General features: G+C 62.6%; 20 protein-coding genes, 1 tRNA gene and 1 pseudogene. 9 read left to right on the forward strand and 13 right to left on the reverse strand.

Annotated elements, in window-relative coordinates:
• Positions 1–12 precede the first annotated feature (12 nt).
• The 8 genes from YUU_RS0116080 to YUU_RS0116115 form a co-directional block, all read right to left on the reverse strand.
• Positions 13–2,955 carry a formate dehydrogenase subunit alpha gene (locus YUU_RS0116080; protein ID WP_027523308.1) on the reverse strand — a complete coding sequence of 981 codons (2,943 nt, stop codon included), beginning with the start codon at positions 2,953–2,955 and terminating at the stop codon, positions 13–15.
• A gap of 2 nt (positions 2,956–2,957) precedes the next feature.
• On the reverse strand, positions 2,958–3,176 hold the full coding sequence (locus YUU_RS0116085) for a twin-arginine translocation signal domain-containing protein (RefSeq protein WP_027523309.1): 219 nt from the start codon (positions 3,174–3,176) through the stop codon (positions 2,958–2,960).
• 29 nt (positions 3,177–3,205) lie between these two features.
• Positions 3,206–3,985 carry a molecular chaperone TorD family protein gene (locus YUU_RS0116090; RefSeq protein ID WP_027523310.1) on the reverse strand — a complete coding sequence of 260 codons (780 nt, stop codon included), beginning with the start codon at positions 3,983–3,985 and terminating at the stop codon, positions 3,206–3,208.
• Positions 3,986–4,106: 121 nt separating this feature from the next.
• Positions 4,107–4,733 carry a DUF3306 domain-containing protein gene (locus tag YUU_RS0116095; RefSeq protein ID WP_027523311.1) on the reverse strand — a complete coding sequence of 209 codons (627 nt, stop codon included), beginning with the start codon at positions 4,731–4,733 and terminating at the stop codon, positions 4,107–4,109.
• Positions 4,734–4,762: 29 nt separating this feature from the next.
• Positions 4,763–5,278 carry a DUF3305 domain-containing protein gene (locus YUU_RS0116100; RefSeq protein ID WP_027523312.1) on the reverse strand — a complete coding sequence of 172 codons (516 nt, stop codon included), beginning with the start codon at positions 5,276–5,278 and terminating at the stop codon, positions 4,763–4,765.
• Positions 5,275–6,282 carry a DUF6352 family protein gene (locus YUU_RS0116105; protein ID WP_027523313.1) on the reverse strand — a complete coding sequence of 336 codons (1,008 nt, stop codon included), beginning with the start codon at positions 6,280–6,282 and terminating at the stop codon, positions 5,275–5,277. Before YUU_RS0116105 ends, YUU_RS0116100 begins: the two co-directional genes overlap by 4 nt.
• Positions 6,279–6,818 carry a DUF6505 family protein gene (locus YUU_RS0116110; protein ID WP_027523314.1) on the reverse strand — a complete coding sequence of 180 codons (540 nt, stop codon included), beginning with the start codon at positions 6,816–6,818 and terminating at the stop codon, positions 6,279–6,281. Before YUU_RS0116110 ends, YUU_RS0116105 begins: the two co-directional genes overlap by 4 nt.
• 8 nt (positions 6,819–6,826) lie before the next feature.
• Entirely contained in the window at positions 6,827–7,582 is a 756-nt protein-coding gene (locus YUU_RS0116115) for a biotin/lipoate--protein ligase family protein (protein ID WP_245288024.1), read from the reverse strand.
• Between the two features lie 149 nt (positions 7,583–7,731).
• Here YUU_RS0116115 and YUU_RS0116120 point away from each other — a divergent pair, with 149 nt between their 5' ends.
• Positions 7,732–9,702 carry a 4Fe-4S binding protein gene (locus tag YUU_RS0116120; protein ID WP_027523316.1) on the forward strand — a complete coding sequence of 657 codons (1,971 nt, stop codon included), beginning with the start codon at positions 7,732–7,734 and terminating at the stop codon, positions 9,700–9,702.
• A gap of 132 nt (positions 9,703–9,834) precedes the next feature.
• On the opposite strand, the gene YUU_RS0116125 is transcribed toward YUU_RS0116120, so the two are convergent.
• The gene (locus YUU_RS0116125) at positions 9,835–11,115 is read right to left on the reverse strand and encodes a c-type cytochrome (protein WP_245288025.1); all 1,281 of its coding nucleotides are present in this window, start codon (positions 11,113–11,115) and stop codon (positions 9,835–9,837) included.
• A 198-nt stretch (positions 11,116–11,313) separates the two neighbouring features.
• On the opposite strand from YUU_RS0116125, the gene YUU_RS0116130 reads away from it, so the two are divergent.
• Positions 11,314–11,553, forward strand: coding sequence for a hypothetical protein (locus tag YUU_RS0116130; protein WP_027523318.1), 240 nt, complete (start codon positions 11,314–11,316; stop codon positions 11,551–11,553).
• A 130-nt stretch (positions 11,554–11,683) separates the two neighbouring features.
• Here the strand turns inward: YUU_RS0116130 and YUU_RS56390 are convergent, their stop codons facing one another.
• Positions 11,684–11,896 carry a hypothetical protein gene (locus YUU_RS56390; protein ID WP_084801462.1) on the reverse strand — a complete coding sequence of 71 codons (213 nt, stop codon included), beginning with the start codon at positions 11,894–11,896 and terminating at the stop codon, positions 11,684–11,686.
• Positions 11,897–12,508: 612 nt separating this feature from the next.
• On the opposite strand from YUU_RS56390, the gene YUU_RS0116135 reads away from it, so the two are divergent.
• The 5 genes and pseudogenes from YUU_RS0116135 (at position 12,509) to YUU_RS62695 (ending at position 16,408) form a co-directional block, all read left to right on the forward strand.
• A complete protein-coding gene (locus tag YUU_RS0116135; RefSeq protein ID WP_027523319.1) occupies positions 12,509–12,826 on the forward strand; it encodes a hypothetical protein in 318 nt (105 codons plus the stop codon).
• Positions 12,827–13,127: 301 nt separating this feature from the next.
• Positions 13,128–13,610 (forward strand): hypothetical protein, encoded by a 483-nt coding sequence (locus tag YUU_RS58670; RefSeq protein WP_027523320.1) that lies wholly within the window; start codon positions 13,128–13,130, stop codon positions 13,608–13,610.
• Between the two features lie 528 nt (positions 13,611–14,138).
• Positions 14,139–14,306, forward strand: a pseudogene (locus YUU_RS0116150) (DNA ligase); the annotation flags it as partial.
• Positions 14,307–15,777: 1,471 nt separating this feature from the next.
• On the forward strand, positions 15,778–15,978 hold the full coding sequence (locus YUU_RS61200) for a recombinase family protein (protein ID WP_245288026.1): 201 nt from the start codon (positions 15,778–15,780) through the stop codon (positions 15,976–15,978).
• Between the two features lie 361 nt (positions 15,979–16,339).
• On the forward strand, positions 16,340–16,408 hold the full coding sequence (locus tag YUU_RS62695) for a hypothetical protein (protein ID WP_371260490.1): 69 nt from the start codon (positions 16,340–16,342) through the stop codon (positions 16,406–16,408).
• A gap of 221 nt (positions 16,409–16,629) precedes the next feature.
• Here YUU_RS62695 and YUU_RS0116170 read toward each other — a convergent pair whose 3' ends face one another.
• Positions 16,630–16,872 carry a hypothetical protein gene (locus tag YUU_RS0116170; RefSeq protein WP_156944328.1) on the reverse strand — a complete coding sequence of 81 codons (243 nt, stop codon included), beginning with the start codon at positions 16,870–16,872 and terminating at the stop codon, positions 16,630–16,632.
• A gap of 263 nt (positions 16,873–17,135) precedes the next feature.
• On the opposite strand from YUU_RS0116170, the gene YUU_RS58675 reads away from it, so the two are divergent.
• The gene (locus YUU_RS58675; RefSeq protein ID WP_156944329.1) at positions 17,136–17,345 is read left to right on the forward strand and encodes a hypothetical protein; all 210 of its coding nucleotides are present in this window, start codon (positions 17,136–17,138) and stop codon (positions 17,343–17,345) included.
• A gap of 104 nt (positions 17,346–17,449) precedes the next feature.
• Positions 17,450–17,677 carry a hypothetical protein gene (locus YUU_RS0116180; RefSeq protein WP_027523325.1) on the forward strand — a complete coding sequence of 76 codons (228 nt, stop codon included), beginning with the start codon at positions 17,450–17,452 and terminating at the stop codon, positions 17,675–17,677.
• 598 nt (positions 17,678–18,275) lie between these two features.
• Here the strand turns inward: YUU_RS0116180 and YUU_RS0116195 are convergent.
• Both YUU_RS0116195 and YUU_RS0116200 read right to left on the reverse strand, forming a co-directional pair.
• Positions 18,276–18,365, reverse strand: a tRNA-Ser gene (locus YUU_RS0116195).
• A gap of 224 nt (positions 18,366–18,589) precedes the next feature.
• Positions 18,590–18,970 (reverse strand): hypothetical protein, encoded by a 381-nt coding sequence (locus tag YUU_RS0116200; RefSeq protein WP_027523326.1) that lies wholly within the window; start codon positions 18,968–18,970, stop codon positions 18,590–18,592.
• Between the last annotated feature and the right edge of the window lie 184 nt (positions 18,971–19,154).

Here is a 19,154-nt window from a genome sequence, read left to right on the forward strand (position 1 = left end):
CGTCGTTGCTCCCTAAGCCGCCGCGATCTGGCAGAGTGTGACCTTGGGCTCCTGCATGCCCGTCGCGGGGTCGTATCCGTAGGTGGTAATCGTGTTGGCGCTTTCGCCGAGCACGATCGGGTCGGTGCCCTTCGGGTAGTTGCCGCGAAGATCCTTGCCCGCAAACCAGCCACCGAAGTGGAAGGGCATCCAGGCAACGCCCTTTCCGACACGCTCGGTGACGAGCGCTTTCATCCTCGCTCTGGAATTGTTCTCGGCGCCTGTGACCCAGACCCAGCCGCCGTCCTTGATGCCGCGATCGGCGGCATCGCCAGGATTGATCTCGATGAACATGTCCTGCTGCAATTCGGCGAGCCAGGGGTTGGTGCGGGTCTCCTCACCGCCGCCCTCATATTCGACCAGACGGCCTGACGACAGGATGAGCGGGAACTGTTTTGCGATTCCCTTCTCCACCGCAGCCTTCTGCACGGAGAAGCCGATATTGGGCACGCGGAACTGCTTGGCGTCGGGCAGCGTCGGATATTTGGCGACGAGGTCGACGCGCGGCGTGTAGATCGGCTCGCGGTGAACAGGAATCGGATCGGGCAGACCGAAGGCATTCATACGCGCCTTGCCGTTGCCATAGGGAACACAGCCATGTGCCAGCGCCACGCGCTGGATGCCGCCCGACAGATCGAGCGCCCAGGACACCGTGTCCGGATTGGCCGGATTGATCTTGTTGATCACGGCCATTTCCGCTTCGGTGAGGTCGGTGTCCCAGCCGAGCTTCTTCAGGCTCGCCAGGGTGAATTCCGGATATCCGTCCTGGATACCTGATCCCAGCGAGTACGAGCCGTCCGCGAGCAGGCTGACTTTCCGCGTCGTGCCGTCCGGCAGTTTCTCCTCGCGCTCGATGCCGAAACGCGGCCGGAACGTGCCGCCGCCGTCCATCACGTGCAGATTGGTATTGTAGAGCAGCGGCGTACCGGGATGCTTGACCTCCGGTGACCCCCAGCACGGCCAGGGCAGGCCGTAATAGTCGCCGCCGACCTCGGGGTCGTCCTTGGGCGCCCGCATGGTCAGCATGTCGAACTTCGCCTGGTTCTTCATGTGCGCCTTGAGGCGCTCCGGCGATTGCCCGCAATAGCCGGTCGACCAGCTGCCGCGGTTCATCTCGCGCAGTACATCCTCTGCTTCAGGAAGATTGTTCTCGACCTTGATTTTCTTGAACATCTGGTCGGCGAAGCCGAGCTTCTTCGCCATCCGGTAGATGACCTCGAGATCATCCTTCGATTCGAAGATCGGCTTCACGATCTGCTCGCCCCATTGCAGCGAGCGGTTGGAGGCGACGCGCGACCCCTTGCACTCGAATTGCGTGGCAACAGGCAGAATGTAGATGCCATCCCTGCGTCCCGCTTCGACTGCGAGCGAGGCCCAGGTCGTCGGATGCGGATCGGCGATGACGAGCAGCTCGAGCGCCTTCAGGCCATTGAGGGATTCAGGAATACGCGTGATGCTGTTGGAGGCGTGTCCCTGCACGAACACCGCCTTCACGTTGTCCTTCTGCGCGACCTGATCCTTCGGCAGCGTTACCGCCTCGAACCAGCGGGTCAGCGGGATACCGGGGGTTTCCATGATCTGTTTGGAGTCGAAACGCGACTTCAGGAAGTCGTAGTCGACTTCCCAAACCCGCGACCAATGCTTCCAGGCGCCCTCGGCGAGGCCGTAGTAGAACGGTAGCGTGACGATATCGAGCCCGACATCGGTTGCGCCCTGCACGTTGTCATGGCCACGGAAGATGTTGGCGCCGGCGCCGGCCTTGCCGACATTGCCGGTCATCAAGAGCGCGATGCAACTCGCCCGTACGTTCGCGGTGCCGACGGTCTTCTGGGTCTGGCCCATGGCCCAGATCAGCGTCGCCGGCTTCTCGGTGGCGAACATCTTGGCGACGCGCTTGAGCTGCTCGCCGGGAATACCGGTGACACGCTCGACCTCATCCGGAGGCCACTTCTCAACTTCCTTCTTGAGGTCGTCGAAACCGTAGACGCGCTGCCGGATGAATTCCTTCTCCTCCCAGCCGTTCTGGAGGATATGCCACATCATGCCGTAGAGCACGGGGATGTCAGTGCCTGGCCGCATCCGAACATATTCCGTCGCATGTGCGGCCGTGCGCGTCAGGCGCGGGTCGATGACGACAAAGTTGGCCTTTTGCAGCTCCTTGCCTTCGAGAAGATGTTGCAAGGAGACCGGATGCGCCTCGGCCGGATTGCCGCCCAAGATGACCTGTGTCTTCGCATTGCGGATATCATTGTAGCTGTTGGTCATCGCGCCGTAACCCCAGGTGTTGGCGACGCCGGTGACGGTCGTTGAATGGCAGATGCGGGCCTGGTGATCGGTGTTGTTGGTGCCCCAGAACGCACCTAACTTGCGGAACAGGTAGGCGCCCTCGTTGGTCATCTTGGCCGAGCCAAGCCAATAGACGGAATCGGGACCCGACTTCTCGCGTACAGTTTGAAGCTTGTCCCCGATCTCGTTGATCGCGGTATCCCAGGACACGCGGGTCCACTGCCCGTCGACCAGCTTCATCGGATAGCGTAGCCGCCGCTCGCTATGCACGAGTTCGCGCACGGAAGCGCCCTTGGCGCAGTGCGAGCCGCGATTGATCGGGGAATCCCAGCTCGGCTCCTGGCCGATCCACACCCCATTCAAGACCTCCGCCGTGACCGTGCACCCGACCGAGCAATGCGTGCAGATGCTCTTGCGAACGGTTGCGCCTGTTGTGAGCGGACCAGCCATCGCCGCTTCCGCCTTGCGCACGCTGCCGACCGGCATGGTCCCGAGCGCGGCGAGCGCGCCGCCGGCAAGACCGGATTTGCGCAGGAAACTGCGGCGGTCGAGACCGCCGGCCTGACCTGCAAGGGACTCCGCGACGGAGCCGTGACGCTGGGAATGCTGGTGTGTTCGCTTGATCAGCACGGTCAGCCTCCCTTAGCCGGATAACGATTGACGCGGTAAAAGGCCTTGACGTGATCCGATTCCTTGTAGCGCGCCTTGCGCTTCTCATCGTTGGTCTCACTGTCGGCCTCGGCGGACCCGACCAGCGGTGTCGCGAGCGTCGCGCCGGCACCGACCGTGCCGATGCCGACCTTGCGCAGGAAGTCGCGGCGACCGGCTGTGGTTTTCCTGTCTCCACTCATCGCATCTCTCCTGGACCAGCGCGTGCTGGTCAGTTGGCGAACGTGAACGCTTCCGTCTCGATCTCAATAAAGGCGCGACCGAGCGCGCCGACCGCACGATAGAAGGTGGCGTTCTCAGCGCTCTCGATGTCGGCGAACAGCCGCTCCATCCAGGGCGCGATGTGTTTCTCGAAGAAGGCGCGCTGCACGTCGGACGATGCGGCAAAGCGTCTTGAAGCAAAGCCGGCCATGATCTCGCACAGGATCGAGGCGTGGTCTTCCGGCTCCGAATTGCCCGCGACGCGCGCGATCCCGAGCGCTGCGAGATCGGAGCGCAGGCGTGAGAGCGGCCGCTCGTTGAGAAAGCCGGTCAGGTAGTAGGAGGCATATGGCAAAAGTTCGCCGCGGCCGAGACCGACGAACAGGTCGAAATATTCGCGTTCGACCTTCGCTGCGACAGCACCGACAGCGGCTTCTGCCAGCGCAGCATGCGCCCGCCCGAGCGGCGTAGCGTCGCCGGTCAATGCCGCCAATTGATCAAGCAGCTTTTTTGACGGCGCTGCCGATAGAAGCGAAGCCAGCAGCAGATATTCCTGCGCACGCGCCGCGTCGACGGGATCAATCGGGTCTTCGGACACAGGCGGCTCGCTGTAAAGATCGGGCCGCAATTCGTTGCGCGATACGCCGGTTGCAGCTTCGACAGCCATCACCCGTTGTGCGGGCACCTTGTTCCAGTTTGAAACGGAGGGCTGGCTAATGCCGATTTTGCGCGCAAGCTGGGCAACGCCGCCGGCGGCGTCAATGGCGCGATCGAGGCCATCATCACGCACGTGGACCTCCATCCAAGTCCCAGGTGCTTGATTTCGCTTTTGTTGCAAAGCGCTGGGCGAATTGTAGTTCCAATGCCGCGGAGGCTCCATAGCCTGAGGCTATTTTCTTTTGTTGGAGCCACTAGCGCGGCAGCGCGCCGCCATGCGTGCGGCGCGGAATGGGCTCGCGTTCGCTCTCAGTGCTATCAGCCACCGCCGGTTGCGTTGCAGCAGGAACGGAGGCGATTTCAGTCGTCGCGGATTCCGCGGCGATGACCTCGACCCTTGAAGTTGCGGCCTGGCGCAATTCTCGCGAAGAATCCGTGGCTTCAACCGAAGTCTCAAGCTGAGCCTCGGCCGACTTGCAAAAGCCTCCGACGATCCGGTCAACCAGCGCAGCTAGCTCTCCCTCAGAACAATCCAGCGGGCCAAAACCCGGCATCGCTGAGGGATCGTTGAAGTCCCAGGCGTTCTCCGCGAGCCCGACGAAGTCGCGAATGGCTGGATCGGCGCTCCAGGCGCGACGAAGCGCCGCACGGGTCAGCTCCTGCGGAATCCCTTTGCGCAGGAAAGCCTTGATGTCTGTCGCGGACGTGATCGAGTCGATCGAAGGCAGGCTCGACAGATCGACTTCCGCCTCGTCGTCCTTGACCACGGGCTTTGGTGCAGAATGCACGTCGTCGTGCATTGCCGCGGCAGGCGGCGTGGCGTTCGCCTTTGCCTCCTGCTTGCGACGGGACCAGCGCGCCAGGAATTTATCCTCACCCAGCTTGTCCTCACTCACTCGACTTGCCTCGCTCATTCCTGGCCGCCTTCATGCCGGCGGCTGGCCAGCGCCTCCGGATCCGCCTGACGCCGCTTGCGCTTGAAGAACTCACGTTCGACGTGGTGCTCGGCAACAAAACTTTCAATCGCCACGCGCAGCACCTCCGGCATCGGCACCGCCTCGACGAGGTTGGCACCGGCCTCGGTGAACGCCTCGCCCTCCGCAGGATCGGCGGTGGCGGCCGCCACCGAATAGGGCCAGGCGCCTAACGCGGGCGACAGCACTGTCCAGATGCTCGGAGTGCCCGAGGCGAGATTGTCGCGATAGCGCGCAGTCTCGGACGGATAGAGATCGACCGTCGCGCTGCCCGCATAGAACAGGGTTTTGCCGTCCTCTTCGCGGAGCATTGTCCAGGGCTTCGTCTCGGGCGCATCCGACAGCACGGCGACGCAGCGCCAGACGAAGTCGGCCCATGGCGAGTCCGCCTTGCGCCGTTCCACCACAATGCCGACGGGAAGGCGCAGGAGTGGCAGCGTAGCGGGGCTCACGTCACCATCTCCAGGCGTCTGATCGGCAGCCCCGTGAGCAGATTTTGCGGCTTCATCCGAAGCTTCTGGTCCGGCGTCATCGCCAGGATGAGATAGACCGGCTCGCCCTGCACATCCTCTGTGACCGCGCTGCTGTCCGCAAACGTCAGGCGAAACAGTGCGAGCACGCGTCCGGCGCTGGGTTCGTCGAGCTGCTCGCCATGCCAGAGACGGTCGCCGAGACCCGTGGCGTCAGTGTCGAGCCCGACATACCAGCTGAGCTGTGCATCCTGCAGCTCGCGCAACGGCTCGATGGCGACGTCGACCGCTAGCAGATGGGAAATCCAGCGCGCCATCGCCTGCGCCAGCGCATGCGGGCCGCGGCCACCCGAGGTGAGATCGAATGCCATGTCGAAATGGTCGCTGCGCTGCCAATACGCGTCGGCATTCTCCTCGTTCAGCACGTCAAGCTGGGCGTCGGTTGCAGCCCCCAGCATCGACATCAGCGAGAGCACTGGTGTCGGACTCTGCCCACCGACCACCTCTTCGTCGCCGAGCAGCAAGGCCTGCTCATGCGGCAGGACTCGCTGCTGACGGAAGAACAGTTCGGCGGCACGCGGTACGAACGGATCATCGCAGCCGTCCAGCGCGTTGCGCAGGATCACGTGCACGAGCTGATTGACGAACAGCGGCGGCAGATCGCTCGTCCGCGATCGGATGGTTGCAAGGTAGGCAGCCTCGAGCGTCGGATGCCGCAGCAGCAGATCGCGAAAGGCGAGCACGAACCGCCAGTTTTCGCGTGCGTCCTGATCGGCGATCGCAGCGATCTCGTCATTGCCCACCGGCTGGCGCGGACCAGCGAGCAGCTCGCGGTGCAGCCTTCTTTCGACCGGGCATGCATCGTCCGGCGGCATCAGCTCGGGACGGGCGAAATAGGCCTTGAGGAATTCATCCGTGACGCAGAGCCCGCCGCTCGCGTCGCGATCGAGCAGATGGTGGCCGCACGCGATCCAGAAATCCTTCATCGGTGCCGCGGCTCCTGGCCCAGATCAGCAAGGTGAAGATCGCTGCCTGGCTCGAGGTCGTCCTCCACCTCCATGAATGAGAATGCCTTGCCATGCCCCTGCCCTTCGCGCAGTTGCAGCCTGCGGAAGGCCTCGCGGACTTCGCCATCGCTCACCGAGCGGTGGACGGCAATGAGCGAGCTGATCGGATAGGCGCAGAGCGATTGCGCGAACGCGACTTCCTCCTCCGCAGCAGCTCTCGCAGTTGCAATGTCCGGCGCCCCGAAGCGTTCGACGAGTTGCCCGGCAAGCAGTTCGATCAACGCCCGGCAATCGTCCTGCGTCGCCGGGACGATCTGCACCAACGTCGACCATCCCCAGGATTGCACGCCGAGGAAGCCGCTGCGGAAGGCCGCGCGCGCCTTGCCGGCGAGCTTCGCCGGATCCTGGTCGAAGAAGCGGAAGGCGCCGGAGACGGCCCATTCGCCTGCTTCGGCCGCAACATCGAACACGAAGGTGTCGGAGGGATCGAGCGCGATGGTGCGCAAGAGTTTCACGGCCTTTGTCACGGCCTTGGCCCTCCGAGTTTCGGATCGAGCCAGGATGGCGCGGCGAGCGCGCTGACGAGTTCCCTCCGTTCAATCGTGTCAGTGCCGATGCGGCGTGTGAGGAGATCGCCGCGATCATCAGTCCGCAGGACGGTAGGCCGCTCGCGGCGCACTCGGCTGAGGTAGTCGCGCACGACACTGTCAAAGCCATCGACCTGCCAGCCGTCGATCGCCCGCATCAAGTGCCGCGCGAAGCTTTCCGTCACCTGCACGGCGCCCGCCTCGCCAAACCCCTCCTCGTCGAGCGCAGACGCCAGCGGGCGAACACCAACCCCCGGGTCGGTCATGGCGACCGTCCGGATCATGGCGCCAAACACGAGCCAGGCCGGCGGCTCGTCCTCGCGCGCGGACGACGGCCATCCCAACCGCGCACCACCGACCAAGCCGCCGTCAATGCGGATCGCGTCCGGCCAGTCGATCGCAATCGTCTTGTTCGGCGGTGCATAGGCGCGAAGCGCGTCCGTGAGCGCGACCATGCCGGCGTAGAAGGCGCGTCGCGCGGTGCTCAAGGGTTCGCCTGGCTCGAGCACCACGGCGAATTCGGCGAGATCGAACCGTCCGACATAGACCAGCGTGCCAGCGCCGCTCTTGGGTGCAATGCGGCAAGCGTGGGCAAAGGCGTCTCCGCTCTCGCGCAACCGGACGAGGGCGAATGGCGGCGGCAGATGAATCGGTTCCGCCAGGGAAACGTGGGTGGTAGGGGTCGACGGCAAGGCCGTCCTCCACTTTCCTTTTCTTCCCGATAGTGGAAATCTATACGAGGCAAGGGATCGGCGCGAGTCCGCTCCCTTGCCGCACTGACGGAGGGATTCACCTGGAGCAGCCAGCGAAGACCGTCCTCATCTGCTCGTGCGAAGACACGATGCGCCTCGACACGGCTGCGATCCGGCGTGGCTGCCCCAGCTGTGAGATCAGAAGCTTTCGTCATCTCTGCGGCACGGAGCTCGATCATTTCCGCAACGCCGCAACGGCCGAGGGTTCCCTGACGGTTGCCTGCACGCAGCAGGCGGCGCAGTTCACCGATGAGGCCGGCGAACGCCCTGACGGGATCACTTTCGTCAACATCCGCGAGACGGCGGGCTGGTCGCGCGACGGTGCGAACGCGGGTGCGAAGATGGCCGCGCTGCTTGCGGCGGCTGCGATTCCGAGACCGGACTATCCGCTCGTCACGCTGTCGAGCGACGGCATCATCCTGATCTACGGACGCGACGAGGCCGCAATCGAGGCCGGACGGCTGCTCGCGGACCATCTCGATGTCACGGTCATGCTCAAGGGGCCAACAGATATCGCCCCGCCTGCGGCGACGGACTTCCCGATCGTGAAGGGAACAATCCGCAACGCCAGGGGACATTTTGGCGCCTTCGAGCTCACGATCGACGACTACGCGCGGCCCCGACCGTCTTCGCGCGACCGCTTCGTGTTCGAAGCCGCGCGCAACGGGGCGACTTCGCGCTGCAATCTCGTGCTCGACCTCTCCGGCGAGATGCCGCTGTTTCCCGCGCACGATCTGCGCGACGGCTACCTGCGCGCTGATCCCAAGGACCCCGCCGCTGTGCTGCGCGCGGTACTTGCTGCGCGCGATCTCATCGGCAGTTTTGACAAACCCAGATATGTCGACTTCACGCCTGCCCTTTGCGCGCATTCGCGCTCGAAGCTGATCGGTTGCCATCGCTGCCTTGATCTGTGCCCGACCGGCGCGATCACGCCCGCCGGCGATCATGTCGCTGTCAACGCGGAAGTCTGTGCAGGCTGCGGGCAATGCGCTGCAGCCTGTCCGACGGGAGCTGCGTCCTACGCGCTGCCGCCCGCGGACACCCAGTTGCAGATCATGCGTGCCATGCTGCTCGCCTATCACGAGGCCGGCGGCGCGCAGCCGGTGCTGCTGCTGCATGACAGCCCACACGGCACGCCGCTGATCGACGCGCTCGCCCGTCACGGCGACGGGCTGCCGGCCAACGTGCTTCCCCTCGCCGTCAACGAGCTGACGCAGGTCGGGCTGGAAGCGGTCATCGGCGCGTTCGCCTACGGCGCGTCTGCCGTGCGCTTTCTGCTGCGCGCAAAACCGCGGCACGAGGTGACAGGGCTGTTGCAGACGATCGCCATGGCCGAGGCGATTCTGGCCGGGCTCGGATTCGACGGGCAGCGCGCGGCCACCATCGAAACCGACGATCCTGACGTGCTCGGTGCGCAATTGAGCGCGATCGACATGCTTCCGGCGGTCGGGACGCCCGCAACCTTCAAGACTGTCGGAAAGCGGCGCGATCTCCTGCGATTTGGCCTCAGCGAATTGCACCGCCTGGCACCAAAGCCGATCGATGTGATCGCTTTGCCGCAAGGCGCACCGATTGGCGCGATCAGCGTCAATACGGATGGTTGCACGCTGTGCCTGTCCTGTGTTTCGGCCTGCCCGACCGGCGCGCTTCGCGACGATCCCGAGCGTCCTGTGCTCAAGTTCGTCGAAGACGCCTGCGTGCAATGCGGCCTGTGCCAGAGCACCTGCCCTGAAAAGGTCATCACGCTCAAGCCGCAGATCGATTTCCGCGCGGCGCGCGCGTCTGCGGTCGTGATCAAGGAAGAAGAGCCCGCGCTGTGCGTTCGCTGCGGCACCCCGTTCGGCGTGAAGAGCACGATCGAGCGGATCGCAGCAAAGCTCGAGGGCCGGCACTGGATGTATCCCGCCGGCGACAAGAGGCTCGAGGCCTTGCGGATGTGTGCCGACTGCCGCGTCATCGTGATGAGTGAACGGCAGTTCGATCCGTTCCAGGACGTACCGGAACGCGCGCCGCCACGGACGACTGATGATTACCTGCGTCAACGCGAGAACAAGGATTAGCCGCATGTCTCGTGAATCAGTGTGTGGTGGCGGCTCTGAAGGAACATCCAAGCATCGACGTCGCTCGCATGCTGAGGGAGCGCCCGGAGCTAACGAATATTCCCGTGGAGCAATGGCCGGGGTATTAGCGCCCTACTTCGACGTCGCACGCGCCAGAAAGTCCGCGAGTGCGCGGCGGTCTTCGGCCGAGCTGATGCGCTGTTCTGGCATCTTCGTGCCGGGCGTATAGGCGTTCGGCCCGATCTCGAACAGTTTTGACACGGTCTCTGGCGTCCAGACGATGTCCATCCTCTTGAGCGCGTCGGAGAAGCGGTAGCCCGGCAGCGAGGCGATCTTCCGGCCGTAGAGTCCGGCAAGCGTCGGGCCGGCGCGCTGCACCTCCGTCTCCGACAGCGTGTGGCAGGCGACGCAGGCCCGGAAGATTTCGGCGCCGTGATCGCCGGCATAGGTGGCGAGCGGGTCGGCTGGCGTGCCCAAGAGGTTGGAGCCGATAGCATCGCCGGTCAGTGCGTTCCATTGCCTGATCCTGCCATCGGCGCCGCCGGTCAGAAGCGTCGCGCCATCGGGCAGGAACGCAACCGACCAGACCGGCATGCCGGGCCCGGCGAGCGTGCGCAGCACGCTGCGCGCTTTGCGATCGACGATCGCCACGGTGCCGCCAATCCGGGCTGCGGCAATCAAGGTACCGTCAAGCGAGATCGCCAGGGCCACGATCGGCGTGGTGCCAGCAGCAACGTCACCGCTTTCCTTGCCATCTGAGGTCATCATGCGCAGCCTGCCGTCTGCTGCGCCCGTGACGATTTCGCCGTCCGGTGCGATCGCAACTGCGTTCAATGGCGCCGGCAAGGTCGCAATCTCGGATGTCCCATCCGCCAAATGCCAGACCCGCGCCGTAAGGTCGTAGCCGACACTCACGAGCGATTGTCCGCCTGGCGTAAAGGTAACGCCGTTGATGTTTTGCGAATGCCCCTCCAACACGCGCGACGTGCCATCCGACAGCGTCCAAAGCCGCACGGTATGGTCCCACGAGGCTGATGCGAGCTTCGATGCATCGGGCGAAACGGCGAGCCCGACAATGGGTCCCGTATGACCTTCGAAAACCCGGTCGGGCTGCGGCCGGCCTGGCGTCCAAATAGCAATCTGGCCGTCCGCACCAGCCGTTGCCACTCTTCCCTCTCCAAGGAAGGCAACCGCGTTCACCGCACCCGAATGGAAACGAAGGACCTGCTCGGCGGACTCGGTTGCGAGGGACCATCGGATCGCTGCAGTGTCGAAGCTACCCGACAAAACGGTCTTGCCATCGGCCGAGACGGCGATCGCCCGGACAGGCCCGCCGTGTCCCGCCAACTGGGCCTGCGCTGGTTGCAGCGCCGGGAGCAGCGATGCTGTCAGAAGCACGGTCGCGAGACGCAAGGTCCAATCCCTAGGTCGTCGGAGACGATCACAGCGAAACACCCGGCAGGCTTGGCTCCCGGAGAAATAACCACCCCTTTTGATCCAGCTCAACGAAGGGAGTTCTTGTCCGGTTCCAGGGTGCGACAAGCGGCGCCTTGAATGGCGAGCTACGTGATCGCAGGCTTGCCAAAGGCCCCTCACCGATCGAGGCCGAACATGCAACTGCACCCGAAAGCATATCGGCAACTCATCTCGCGGTTGTGGCACTTTCGCGCTTTGCTGCCCCGAAATCGCGATCCCGCCAACCAGGCCGCGTCGCCACTGCTCATCTACATTGTCGCCGTGCTAGTGCTACTATTGGCTGTCCTTGAGATCGACATCCACCGTGCGGTGCTTCAATCCTTGGGACTGCCCGGGGATCCTGTTGGGATCGACCCGATTTTCATGAGTCCATGAGACAACGCTTGAGACATTGCTGCTCTCGCAGGCGGACCCGCCACCTCACTCATTGAGCTTTTCGATGGCATACGAGCTGCCCGACGCCTACTCGAACCCCAGTTGGTTCGAGACGATGGCAGCATTCTCACTACCGCTGTGATTCCCTTGGAAACACCAGTGATCGATCTTCGAAATCTTCAACTGGTAGTTTGCTTTGTTGCGGCACCTTTTGCATCTCTTGCACTGTGGACATCTCTGCTACCGATGTGTGAGTTACCGATGGTGGATGTGCTCGCGGAATGCTCGTTGCGGCCAAGACGAGCGCGAGGGCGGTCAGGCCTGAGATCATCAGGAGCTTCATGTGAACCTCCGTTGAGACTGTCTCACTCCTGCCTAGTGCAAGGCTCGGGGCCGCCGTGTGAAGTCCTTCACATCTCTCTTCTTCTTGATACCGCTGGAGTTGTTGCCCCAAGCTCCGGTCATCTGGTGCGCTGGCCCTGCCCTGCCGGCGTAGTCCGACGCTCAGCCGCGCAGATTTGTAGCTCGTCACCGTAGCTAGTCACGCGGGTCTCGGGGGATTGTCGAAAATCGAAGACAGTTCAATATCTTGCTATTTCGGTTTGGAGGAGCGGTGAACAACATACTTGGCGGAAGGGGTGTCCTGTCAACCGGGCTGATATCGTTCGTCTCTTCTGCAAGCTTTGCACGCAATCTACGGTGCTAGCAACGGTGCGCACAGCGGCCTTACGACCGTAGTTTTTGGCTAGCGCTACAGTGCTCCTTCTCCTCCGGCGGCGGGCGATGCACCGCCGCGTGAAAAACGCGGGGTACGCGTGACCACTAGCTAGGTCGAGTTTGGCCGCAAATGCAAGACACGCTGACCTATAAGCCTCAGCAACGTCAAATTCCCGCCACTGTGCCAGCACTTCGCCGGGTTCATAGAATTGTCGCACACCTCAGCGCAGGGGGGACAATGATCGAGGACAACAGCAATCGCCACAGTGGAGCTAATGGCTCCAAGCTTTCAAAAAACGTCCAATTGCATGTCATTCGCCTAACGCTTAATCAGCTTGACCAACAGTTAACAAGCATGCGGGAAAGCGACGGCGAGGGCGTTGTCGAGGATATCATAGACAAGAGCCGCACCAGCACGTTCATTAGAACGGTGGTAGAGCGCGAGCTAAAGCGACGGGACGAAGGAGATCAATTGTTTGCTCGCGTTGAGGGGGTGGTTAAAGCGCTTCGTACCGCAGAGGAGGCAGCCTTGTCGTCGCCTCCAAAGGTAGGATAACGACCCTGATCCGGATGCTCGGAATAATCGTCCCGCCCATAGATATATCGGCGGCCCCCGAAATGCCGGGCTGGCTGATGATTGCCGCAACGAAAAAAATGTCGCTCAGTTTCATGAGACACCACCTCAAAAGGTAGCAGCAAGAACATCCATCTTGCGATCGCCAGCCGCTTCGATCAGGAGACTACCGCAAACTTCGCCATGTAGTGCGCGAGATCACCAAAGCTGATCAAGCATGCTGCCACTGTGGCCGACATCAGCCACGCTATCGCGAAAGGCGTTGACCATGAGGGAGATCGTCATGGGTCTCAACAATACCGAGCGGCAGGCGCGATGGCGCACCAAACGGAAGGAGGAAATCGAACGACTGCGCAACGTCGTCGCCGAACAGTCCAAACAATTGGCCGAGGCGCGAAGAGAAATCGAGATTGCCGCCCTTCAGCAAGAGAACGCGACATTGAAGATTGCGCTTGCTGATGAGCGCAAACAGCATGCAGCAACCAAGGCCATGGCGGCCAAGCCCGCGCCGCCGCCAATTGATCCCGACGAGGTGGCCCGCCTCAAGGAGAGGAACCGCAAGCTGTGGCTCGCGCTACGGGAAGTGAATAAATGGTACGAGGGGGAAAGTTGCCGGAAGGGCATCATGACGTTCGCGACTTACGGCAAGCTCATGAAATGCTTGCATCCTGACAGCCAGCCAAGCGACGCGGAGAGAAGTGAGGCATGCGCGCTGCTCGGTCAATGGAAGCAGGACGGTGATAGAGCCCGACGCCGAGCCCACTAGCGGCCCGCGTCAATCCTGCGCCACTAACCTGCGGTCGTCGCCTCTCACCGAAATGCGAAAGCCGTACAATTCATCGAGCCAGACTTGCTCGACGGCCCCGGCTTTTCCCTCGGTCAGGACAACGCCAAATGACGCTCCGCGCGGACTGATGAAGTCTTCCCGAGAAAGTCAGTGACTGTTCCCTACATGCGCGTTGCCTAGCGCTCTCAAAGGGCGCCAACCCGCGCTGTTTGGGGAGACCGATATCCTGGCCAGCCGCTGTGATCGCGGCGGCGCTCGACGTTCATATCCGGTCATGGCTCTGCTCAAGGAGATCGAGAAGGCGCAGAAGCTGCTCTAGGCTAGGCGCCACGACAGGAGGCGGGACGCACCAAGGCCGACCTCCCGTTGCAACCCCGCTGGCGCAACAGCCGGGCCTCCAGTGCAGCGACCGCGCGTCAGCGTGGTTTAAGCCCCCCTGACCCGCAGCAAATAGGCTGCATTGTTGCCTTTCTGGGAGCTAGATCGTGCTGTGAGGATGGCGCGTGCGTGGAGGCCGCGCGCAAGCTCCGCCAGAAGCAATTCGTGCTGGACGGCGAAGCGGTCGTGCTCGGCGTCGATGCTAGTCAGACTTCAACGCGCTTCACTCGCGCAAGCACGATCATGAGCTCGCAGTTCTGCGCCTTCGATATTCTTGCCGAAGGCGGTGACGATCTGCATCTGCCATGACTGTTGAAGCCGCGCTTGAAAACTTCTCCCGCGCATGGATTTTTCAATTGGCGACTCGACCAAATTCAACATGCACCCCCTCCACAATGGATTCCAGCCGCGCGGTGAAAAAATGAAAACTGGCAACCGGAGGACCTTCGGAGGTTGCGACCGAAGTCCCGGCGGACAGGCCGGGCCACTCGGCAATTTCGAGAGCTATTCGGTCTCACGCGGTCTGGCTGTCTGCACGCGGGTCTTTTTCACCACAGTGTTTTGCGTAGAGGGTCTTGAGTCCGGCTGGGGACTTGCCGCAATGGCGTAGAATTGAAATCAGGCTCCGCAAGCCAACCGTCAAGGAGGTCGAGGCCAGCGCCGCCGCGAGCAGCACTGGGGCTGCTTATCAGAGTCAGATGCCGCTAGCTCGCCGTTCTGCCGTCGCAGTTCCATCAACCAAGCCGCAGCAGTTTCCGTTGCCGCTGGTCCCCGCGTTGACGAAACACGCAAACCCCTAAAAGTCACCGGCCCCGACGATATTGCACGTCGGGGCCCTTCAAGACCATCAGGTCGGTTACATCCGCCGTACCTTCCGATCCTTGATGTCGTCGATTACCACATGCCATCTAGTGTACGATGTGGCGTTGATGCGCCGTGACGCCGATCACATTCCGCTCGAAAGCGGCTCGCGGCCGAGGCGCAGCGCAACGGCATGACTTGGCGACCGAGCATGTTCGTCCCCGTTCTGCTCGGGGCCGGCTGGCGGATTGTGGTGAGCGGCGGCACCACGCACGTCCGGTGATTACAACCCGCGACCGCCTCGGCGTGCTTCAACGGCACGTGGTCGGCCCCGCGGTGGCGGGTTTCTCCTTTCACCCGCCACTGCCCCCTTTTTGACGTTTCGAGCACCGGGAATATCCAACCCGACGCCGCTCGAAGGGAGCCTCGCTGCTAACGTTGGATGTAAACGCAGCACGCGCGGCGACCTTTTACCCGTGAGGTGAATCCACAATGGACGCTTACATTCCTTGCGCCGACCGACTACCCACGACAGCAGCCTCGATCCCATCAACCGCTGACAGCGTTGCCGCGACGTCGTCATTGTCCTTGTCCTGGGCGTAGGGGCTCGACCCATAGCGCGTGGCGCTGAAACCCATCACCAACAGTCGGCTCCGGCCTCGACTTGCCGCAGTGCCGTGCATCACAGTTGAGGCGAGGCCGATATGTTGTCATCCGGCAGTTAGCGCACCGTAGCAGTTTACTGTTCGCGGTAAGCGCGGCGGGACAGGTGGCCTCCTCAGCGCCTGTCCCGCTGTCCCAACCCTCTTCGTCCGCGCGACCGTTGCCGGCCCCCATTGGCGATAGCTCGGCGTAGTCGCCCCACTTCGCGGGCCATACCGACCCCCCCTGCCAACCGCGACCGGCGCCCGTTGAATTCACGGGCTTTTCGCGAGCATCAAAATGAAGCTCCACGTTGGAGCAGGCCATGAAGCATGTCGGCATTTATCTGCGTGTCAGCACTGACGGACAGACCACGGAGAACCAGCGCCGCGAGCTGGAGGCGGTCGCTGAGCGCTCGGGCTGGGTGATCGTCGGCCTCTACGAGGACGCCGACGTCAGCGGCTCCAACGGCCGCAACAAGCGTCCTGGCTTCGATCGGCTGCTGAAGGATGTCACCGCCCGCTAGATCAACATGATCGCGGCCTGGAGCGTTGATCGTCTCGGCCGCAGCTTGCAGGATCTGGTCGGCTTCCTGGGCGACCTCCAGGCCGCGAAGTAAGTGCGACCTGTACCTGCACCAGCAGGCGCCCGACACCACGACGCCCCCGGGGCGCACGATGTTCCAGATGTGCGGCGTGTTTGCCGAAGTCGAGAAGGCCATGTCGTCGAGCGCGTCAACGCCGGCCTCGCACGCGCCAAGGCAAACGGCGTGAAGCTAGGCCGTGACAGCCGCAAGGACGGCCACAGAAGCGCTGATGAGAAGCGCTGGGGGATGAAGGGTCGAGCTGGAAAGACGCATCAGGCGGCTGCTCAGCGAAGGCAAGGGCATTCCCACGATCGCCCGCACGATCGGCGTCGGCACCAGCACCGTGCAGCGCGCCCTGGAGGCGTCATGACTGACCGCCGGATCGATTCAAGAACTTCCGGCGCTGAAGGCGCGCTCATAAATCGAACCCACAGCCGTTTCTGAGTGGTACAGCGGTTGCGGCTTTATGGTGGCTACGAACGCCACGAAGCACAGCGCTAAGAGCGCGAAGGTCATGAGACTGAAAGTGTGGTTCAGGGCCACCTTCGCTCCATTAGTTCTAGGGCTGCATCATGCATGATCACGACTTGCCTAAACTACGGCTAGCCGGCTGATAAAGCCGGAGTTCTGCTGACCACCGAGCAGATTGAAGGCGGTGGCGTTAGCGCCGACAGCCACAGCAATCTGCACGGCAATGTTTTCCTGTATGAAGATATTGCCGAAATTGACGATATTGCCGAGTTTGCCGAAGAGCCCGTCGAGCCCGTCGTGACAACAACACCCTCCACTCACGGCGTCGAGTTCGGTATCGATCAGTTCACGCATTTCACTCATGAATTCCCTCCTCGGGGGGTGCATGTGAACAACATCTGGCTCAAACCAAGCCGGCGCCTCACCGTGTTTGTACCGGAGGCTGGTTTTTCCATCTGTGAGAGAAATCACGTGGCGCCCTACAGCGGCTCTCGGACGTCAAGCTGATCCCGGATCATTCGAAGACGCGCCTGTGGGCGACTTGGCCGACCAGGGTGCTCACGCCTAACGGGGATTGATCCAGTCCCTCTCGCGCCGCCGGCAGTGGGGGTGCCGGAGGGCGCGCCATGAGCCAACACTCCGACGGATTTAAATGCCGCCCACGCCACCGCGGACTCGTGGAGCTGCCCGACGGTCTCGTTCACGGTCGCGCCAACGGCGTCGAGTTCTGCAGGCCGCCCACAGCGCGCGACCAGCGCAAGCTGGCGCCGCCGCGGGAAACCACCATCATCGTTCCGAAGCCGCTGCGGCGAAGGCGACATGTGGACCTTGGCTGACACGCGATCGAATGCACGAAAGTGGTGCATGTTTCCGCATGCATTTTTGACCTCCGTCTGACGCCGAGAAATGCTCGATCGCCGTTCACCGGGAAAGCATGCCAATGACCAACATAACCCCTCTGCGGGACTACCTGCAGCACGAACCGCCGCTACGGGTCGACGAGATCGAGGTCGAATACGTCGGCGGCAACGTCTTAGTCACCTTCAACCCATCCAGTAAGCCGGTGCGCATCTCGATGTCGACCGGCGTCTGCACGAAGATGATGACCACGGCGACCGAGGCGATGAACGCGAACCTCTCCGCCGTGTTGAGCGATATCCGCGGCTGACGCCACCGCGCACTGACTTCGAGAGTTGATCTTCACAGTGGTGCCAACCCATCGCTCTGCCTCGGGGACGCCCAGGAATAGGTCGGCCTTCCACAAGCCGCTGATCGAGGTGGGAAGGCTGGTTGATCGCCTCCGGAATGCTCTCGCAAGCTCGCTGAGGTGTCGTTTGATTTTCGGTGGCTGGTCCTGCACTCCAGAGAGCACACGACTGTCGTCGGTGAACTCCTGGTGCACAGTATCAATCAGCTGCTGCCGGCCAGATTTCTCAATTCCGAAGAGGAGCGAGCGGGGATCACCTGAGATCTTGCACAGCTTTAGCGCGTCGGAGACCCTTTCGAGCACATGCGGATTTCTGGCGTTGAGCGCCTCATGCACAGCGTACTCGAAGCAGATGCCGCAATCACCGTCGCCCTGCCTCCTGGCTCGGGCCAGCATGAACAGCTTCAGATTCTGATAGTCGCCGACTTCCATGGCGACTTCGCGCGCCGGCCAGCGCTGGGCCGCCAATCGCTCATCGCGTCACCGTAGGACGGCGCATATGGGATCGAGTATGGGTAGACCATGACAATCTAAAATTCATTAATGATTTCAATGATGCTGGCGGAAGGGGTGGGATTCGAACCCACGGTACCCTTGCGGGCACGCCGGTTTTCAAGACCGGTGCCTTAAACCACTCGGCCACCCTTCCCTGTCAACGGGATCAGGCACTTAGCGCACGTGCGCGCCGAACGCAACGCGAACTTGGACCCAATCCGGACCCAAGCACCCCAAATAATTGTCCCCATCGGCGCAACATTGCTTTCTGGGTCGGCACCGCCGCGGGCATAGCGCGATCTGGATGTGGATCTCGATGGCGATCGAGCTCTTCTGACAAGGGGGGCGTCAGCGCACTTGCGCGTGCGGCGACTTTTGTCACCCCTCCGGGGCTTTGCGTCGCCGCGCGTCGAGGACGTCCTGGAGCTGGTCTATCGCTGACAGGCCCGCCTCCTCCTCCTCGACCAGGTGCCGCCGGATGTGATCTGGGATCTGATCCCCCTTCCCTTCGGCAATCGTCATCAGGGCGTCGATGAACTCACCCAAGCGATCGATACCCTCGGGATCCATGCCGAGGTTGGTCAGTCGCTCAAGGATTGGCCTGTCGCTGGAAAGTCCGCGGTCTCTTTCCATCGCTTGGAGCGTCGCCTCGAGCTCGTCAAAGCCGGACAAAATGTCGTCCACCTCAGCGCTGAAGCGCTCAACCTCGCTTGCGTTCAGCTCGGCCTCAATGCTCTCTCGCGTTGGTTTGATCGGCATTCCGTTCCCCTCGCGCTCTTGGGAGCTGAGGCACAGATTGTGGCGGGACCAAGATTCAATCTCCCCCCAAATTAAGGGGGGCGCTCAGGCGCGATCGAATCCTCCAGCCCCGCCTCGATCTTGGCGGAGAGCTCGCGGGGCTTGGCCGCGAGCGCGGTGCGCTCCTTATAGAGCACGTCGATCA

The organism is Bradyrhizobium sp. Ec3.3 (assembly GCF_000472925.1).
In the GTDB taxonomy this organism is placed as follows: Bacteria; Pseudomonadota; Alphaproteobacteria; order Rhizobiales; family Xanthobacteraceae; genus Bradyrhizobium.